At 44.8% G+C, this 4,721-nt stretch carries 6 protein-coding genes; 2 read left to right on the top strand and 4 right to left on the bottom strand.

All coding sequences use genetic code 11. The annotated features are described in order from the left end of the window. Positions 1-175: 175 nt before the first annotated feature. From WKI49_04460 to glgP, 4 genes are read right to left on the bottom strand one after another with little or no spacing between them, the layout of a single operon-like run. Entirely contained in the window at positions 176-997 is an 822-nt protein-coding gene (locus tag WKI49_04460) for an NAD(+)/NADH kinase (GenBank protein MEJ7621748.1), read from the bottom strand. Then, positions 994-1,557 (bottom strand): D-sedoheptulose 7-phosphate isomerase, encoded by a 564-nt coding sequence (locus WKI49_04455; protein MEJ7621747.1) that lies wholly within the window; start codon positions 1,555-1,557, stop codon positions 994-996. The genes WKI49_04460 and WKI49_04455 overlap by 4 nt, the downstream gene beginning before the upstream one ends. Beyond that, positions 1,550-2,440, bottom strand: a complete 891-nt coding sequence (locus WKI49_04450; GenBank protein ID MEJ7621746.1) for a ferritin-like domain-containing protein — start codon at positions 2,438-2,440, stop codon at positions 1,550-1,552. Before WKI49_04450 ends, WKI49_04455 begins: the two co-directional genes overlap by 8 nt. A 5-nt stretch (positions 2,441-2,445) precedes the next feature. Then, positions 2,446-4,107: an alpha-glucan family phosphorylase gene (gene glgP / locus WKI49_04445; protein ID MEJ7621745.1), complete on the bottom strand. Its 1,662-nt coding sequence runs from the start codon at positions 4,105-4,107 to the stop codon at positions 2,446-2,448. A 23-nt stretch (positions 4,108-4,130) separates the two neighbouring features. Here glgP and WKI49_04440 point away from each other — a divergent pair, with 23 nt between their 5' ends. Further along, the gene (locus WKI49_04440; GenBank protein MEJ7621744.1) at positions 4,131-4,319 is read left to right on the top strand and encodes a hypothetical protein; all 189 of its coding nucleotides are present in this window, start codon (positions 4,131-4,133) and stop codon (positions 4,317-4,319) included. Beyond that, complete coding sequence (locus WKI49_04435) at positions 4,316-4,717, top strand: MFS transporter (protein MEJ7621743.1); 402 nt, start codon at positions 4,316-4,318, stop codon at positions 4,715-4,717. Before WKI49_04440 ends, WKI49_04435 begins: the two co-directional genes overlap by 4 nt. The last annotated feature ends 4 nt before the right edge of the window (positions 4,718-4,721 follow it).

Raw genomic sequence — 4,721 nt, 5'->3', positions numbered from 1 at the left:
CTTGCCTGCGAAACCTCGTCCTGTGGAATATTTTTCTATAGGATGAGGAACTATTTCTCCTAAGGGTCTCCTTTTGCCTTTCTATATGGAGCAGGTCTGAAAAGTTTGGAATGTGTGGGTGTTTTATCGGAATTAACTCTCCTTCCTTAAAGCGATAAGCTAAATGCTCCATCTTTCAGCCCCACCTTAGCTTTTCTTTTAGGATACCAAAAAAGCTCCTCCTCGGATTTGGATACATAAGGCAATAGTGAGGAGACTTTTTTATCACCACCACATCTTCTCTTTTTAAGCTCATTCCCTCTTGTCCGTCAAGGGTAAGGTATGCCATGTGGTCTTCAGAAAGGTTTACAAGCCTTATCTCAAAGTTCGGCGGGACTACAAGAGGTCTGTTGGAGAGGGTATGGGGGCATATGGGAACAAAGAGAAGGGCTTCCATCAGTGGGTAAAGGATGGGTCCTCCTGCAGAAAGTGCATAGGCGGTAGAGCCCGTGGGTGTGGAGACTATAACTCCATCTCCATAAACCCTAAGCACCCTCTCTCCCTGAAGCTCTATTTCCACCTCCACCATACGAGCAAGGCTTTCCTTTGAAACCACCACGTCGTTAAGGTAGTCCCCCAGATAAAGCTCCTCAGACCCTCTAAGGAGAAAAGCGGAAAGCATCATTCTCTTCTGTGGTTCTATTTTGCCCTCTAAGAGAAGTCTAAAAACCTCTTCCGCTTCCTCCAGCTCCACTTCTGTGAGAAAGCCAAACCTTCCCACGTTTATGCCCAGTAGTGGCACACCCTCCTTTGAGGCAATCCTTGCACCAGCCAAAAAAGTCCCATCTCCACCCACCACCACAAGCAAGTCAAAGCCCCTAACCTTTGGCTTTTCTCCCTTTGAACGCTCATTTATAAAGACCTCCAAGTCAACCCCAAAAGACCTTACAAGCGTCTTTACCCTTTCTGAGACTTCCCTTGCCCTCTGGCTGTCCTTCACAAAGAGGAGAACCCTCATAGAAGCCTGTCAATTATCTCACAAAGCACATGACCAAGGGTTATATGGCATTCTTGAATGCGTGCGGTATCGTAAGAAGGCACTACAAAGCTGTAGTGTGCAATATCCACCAACTTACCCCCATCCCTTCCAGTAAAAGCTATGGTAGTGGCACCCAGGTCATGAGCCTTCATGAGACCTCTTATCACATTGGGTGAATTTCCAGAGGTGCTAATGCCTATGGCTATGTCCCCCGGCATGCAAAGGGCTTCTATCTGCCTTTCAAATACACTCTCAAAGCCATAATCGTTTCCTACCGCAGTTAAGATAGAGGTGTCTGTGGTAAGGGCTATGGCTGGCAAAGCCCTCCTTTCCCTTTTAAACCTTCCCACTATCTCCCCTGCAATGTGCTGAGCGTCCGCAGCACTACCACCGTTGCCAAAGAGAAGCACCTTATTGCCATCCTTTAAAGCTCTCGCTATTATCTGACCTACTTCTACAATTCTTTCCGCATAAAGCTCCACAAAAGCCAACTTAAGCTCCGCACTCTCTCTAAAGGAGTTTATAACAAGCTCAAGCATCCTTCTTTCTAAGGTCTCCCACCGTGAGCCTGTTCATTAGCTTGAAAAATTCCACGAGCTTTTGTTTGTGATACTCCTCTTGGTTTTCTATGAAGGTGAAAAGCCTCTTTATTTCTGGGTCTTCAATCTTTGCAATCTCTTTTCCATACTCACCGCCCGTTTCCTGCTCGTAAAGTATTTCCGCCTTGACCTGCTCTTGGAGGCTCTTTAAGGGTTTTGGCGAAAAGTCTACTCTTTGTATGTTAGGCATTCCACCAAGCTCACCTATCTTCTCGCCGAGCTTACCCATATGCACCATACTCTCTATGGCAAGGTCAAGCATTATGTCTTTGTAGTCGCAGTTTTTGGAGTGGAAAAACTGATAAAGGTAATTGATTATGCTCTGATATTCCTCCCTTAGGAATTTGTTGAGCACTTCAAGGGTTTTAGGGTCTGGTCTTTGCTCCTCTAAGGGAGTACAAACAAGACCTTCTTTTACCTTTTCCATAAGCTCTGAAAACTCTATTTTGTGGTCTTGCTCATCCTTTATAACCCTCTCAAGGAGCTTCTTTACAGAGTCATCTTTGACCATTTCCAACTGCTGGCTGTATATCCTTATGGCTTCCTCTTCGGCAAGAACATCCTTTGAGAGCATGTCCGCCCAATCTGGTCCACCTATCACTATCATATCCTCAAGCCTGTCCAGAACTACCTGACCGCCCAGCTGAACCACCTTTTGGGCAAACCATTTGAGATGCCTCATCTCTTGACGAGCTATCTCCTCTATCTCTGATGTGATGTTTCCATCACTTATGAGAAATATGTGATACAGATACTGCACTATGGCAGAATGTTCAAGGGCTACGTTGTAAAGGAGTAAGTTTATAGTCTCTCTTTTGTCCATAGCTTTCACCTCAATCCGATTTTGTATACCTTACTAATATATTCACTAACCATCCTGTAGGTGTTGAAGTAGGGTCCTATGGTCGCTATGCTGTTTTTCATAAGATGGACCCACTCGTCCTTGTGCTTGTAAAAGGTGGGTATGATAACGTAAGCTAACTTTCCGTATATGTCCTCAAGGTCTTCCTCATCCTTGGACTCGGTCATATCCCGCCAACTTGGCTTTGGACCTATGCCCCAGCCATTTACACCCTCTATCCCACCCTCAAGCCACCAGCCATCCCATGTGGAAAAGTTCAAAACTCCGTTCATACCTGCCTTCATACCGCTTGTCCCACAGGCTTCGTAGGGTCTTCTGGGATTGTTAAGCCACAGGTCAGTGCCCGCTATTATAAGCTTTGCCATATCTATGCCATAGTTTTCAAGAAAGGCAACCTTAACAGCCTTTGTCCTCTCCCTTAGTAATTTCATCTTTTCAAATATATTCTTTATCATCTCCTTTCCCATGCCATCCTTTGGATGTGCCTTGCCCGCAAAGAGTATCTGAATTTCTCCCACACTTTCTGCTATATGTATTAGCCTGTCTATATCTCTTAGTATGAGGTCATTTCTTTTATAAGGCGTTACCCTTCTTGCTATACCAATAGTAAACACATCGTCGGAAAAGCTGGCATCTGTCTGTTTATTTACAAGGTTTATAAGGTCGCTTTTTATTTTGTTGTGCTTTTTAAGTAGAAGTTCTGAGGGTATTTCATGGGCTCTTTGGAGCAGTATAGGGTTTTCGTCCCAACCGGGTATATACTCGTTGAAAAGTTCTTGTATTTCCCCATGGACCCATCTTTTGTGGTATACACCATTTGTGACATACTCAATGTCTTCTCCAAGCTCTGGAAATATGCCTGCGGTTACGAACTTATGCCTGTGAGAAACCGCATTTACCTTACCAGAATACTTAGAAGCAAGCAGAGAAAGGTTTATATTTCCTCCCTCCGCTTCCCTTTCCCAATCTATGTGGTTATATGCCTTTAGTTCTTCTTTTACCATATCCAGTGGAAACCTATCATGCCCTGCGGGGACTGGCGTATGAGTTGTAAAGACGCATCTTTTTCTCACTTCTTCTATGTTTCCAAACTCCTTGAGCAGTTCCACTACAAGAAAAGCAGAGTGGCTTTCGTTCATATGGTAAACGTGGATAGGATAGCCAAGGGCTTTTAGGATTCTGTAGCCACCAATTCCTAAGAGTATTTCCTGTCTGAGTCTATAAAGACCGTCGTCAAAGTATAGCTTGCTGTTTAGCTTCCTTATCTCTGGGTCATTACCCTCTATGTCCGCATCAAGAAACAAAACCCTCACATTCCCCTTTGACCTAACCCAATACTCCCAGCAGGTAATCCTTTGCTTTAGGTCTCCAAAGAAAATTTCCACTTCCACGTCAAGTTTTTTAAGATATCGCCTGTAGTCCCAAAGGGCATCAAAGTCCAACTGCATGCCGTGAGGAGTTATTTTCTGAAGGTTGTAGCCTCTTTTGTAAAGCAGGGTAACGCAAACTGCAGGAATATCCATATCCGCATAGGAAAAAAGGGTATCGCCTGCGAGAACCCCTAACCCTCCACTGTATATAGGCATACTGTCCTCAAGACCCAACTCCATCACAAAATAAGCTATCATGGTGGTTTATATTTTATAGCATCGTGAGGTTCATAAACACAGATATAACCTGTAGGCTTGACAGCCTGCCTTGGACAGGCTTTCATACACGCTTTGTCTTTGCCCTTGGCATCACTTGGGTGCTTGACGCCTTTGAGGTGGTAATAGTAAGTGCAGTCCTAAAGCCTATGGCGAAAAGCCTTGAATTTACCCCCCCCAGCAAAGCTCTATGATGGTGAGCGGTTTCCTATTGGGTGCAATAATAGGCTCGCTTATCTTTGGCTACCTTGCGGACAAATATGGCAGAAAAAAGCTCTTTCTTATTACCCTCTTGCTCTACGCAGGTGGCACTTTTCTGACAGGCTTTGCCAACAGCTTTGAGACCGCCTTGCTTTTTAGAATCCTTGCAGGTGCTGGGCTTGGTGGCGAGTTCGCCGCCATACAGTCCGCCATAGACGAGTTTGTCCCATCAAGGCACAGAGGAAAAGTAGATGGCACAATAACCGCACTTTGGAATCTTGGAAGCCTTATGGCATCTCTCAGTGCTATAGGGCTACTTAAGGTAATAGATGAGGAGCTTGCGTGGCGTGTCGCATACTTTTTTGGTGGAGTATTAGAAACTAATCACTGAAAGT

This window comes from Aquificaceae bacterium (assembly GCA_037722135.1).
In the GTDB taxonomy this organism is placed as follows: domain Bacteria; phylum Aquificota; class Aquificia; order Aquificales; family Aquificaceae; genus Pampinifervens; species Pampinifervens sericum.
The sequence above is the reverse complement of the archived record's forward strand: the minus strand, read 5'-3'. Positions and strand labels throughout refer to the sequence as shown.